A 964-nucleotide genomic window follows, 5' to 3' on the forward strand; every position below is an offset into this window, starting at 1 on the left:
ACCTATTTTTTTGATGTAAAGGCAACAAGGTCAAATGATTATTATTTAACCATCACCGAAAGTAAAAGGAAGTTTAAAGAGGATGGTTTTTTTTATGAAAAACATAAGATTTTCTTATATAAAGAGGACTTTCATAAATTTGTAGATGCATTGCAAGAAACTGTGAATTTTGTGAAGACTGAATTAATGCCCGATTTTGACTTTTCTCAATTTGATGAAAGGGAGGATGATAAGTCTGAAATTGATAAAGAACTAAAATGGGATTGATAAGTTGAAAAGGTACTAATGAATTTTGAAGCTCTTGAAATTAATTCAAGAGCTTTTTTTTTATTAAGGGATTATTTATGATTGTGGTGTTATGAATAAAAAGCTAATTTATTTAGGATTAATAGTAGCGGTTTTTTTTGCCCTGATCTATGTTTTCTCGAACATCTTTATTTATCTGTGTATCTCAATTGTTTTGGCTTCTATTCTTAGGCCTTTAACTAACTATATAAGCCAGGTCCAATTCTTCTATATTCGGATACCACGGATATTATCAGTTTTTCTCTCTTTTGTGGTGCTGATTTTAGTACTTTCCTTTTTTATCTTATTGTTTGTTCCTCTGGTGGCAGAGCAAATTGAGGTATTGTCAACCATTAATTATGATACGTTGTTTGAAACCATGGTTAAACCTTTCGAGGAGATGGAACATTTTCTAATTGCTCATAATCTTACTAATGAGGAATATGGATTTATAGTGGACAACATTAAAAACAGTATGGTTAGCTTTTTGACAGGACTGGATGTTACTTCCCTTTTGAATAATATTTTATCTTTTACGGGGAGCTTTTTTATTGGGTTATTGGCAGTTACATTTATTACATTTGTATTGCTTTATGAAAAGGATTTCCTGCAAAAGAAATTTATTGCTTTAGTACCGAATCAATACTTTGAAATTTCCATAGCTGCAGTTTATAAAATT

General features: G+C 30.2%; 2 protein-coding genes. Both read left to right on the top strand.

The window, feature by feature from the left end; genetic code table 11:
• Nucleotides 1–267, top strand: a 267-nt coding sequence (locus E1171_RS00715) for a DUF3276 family protein (RefSeq protein WP_155203120.1), incomplete at its 5' end; no start/stop codon positions are given.
• A 91-nt stretch (nt 268–358) separates the two neighbouring features.
• Nucleotides 359–964 (top strand): AI-2E family transporter (locus E1171_RS00720; protein WP_155203122.1); only part of this gene is annotated, 606 nt, incomplete at its 3' end.

The sequence above is a fragment of the Xanthovirga aplysinae genome (genome assembly GCF_009711365.1).
Lineage (GTDB): Bacteria > Bacteroidota > Bacteroidia > Cytophagales > Cyclobacteriaceae > Xanthovirga > Xanthovirga aplysinae.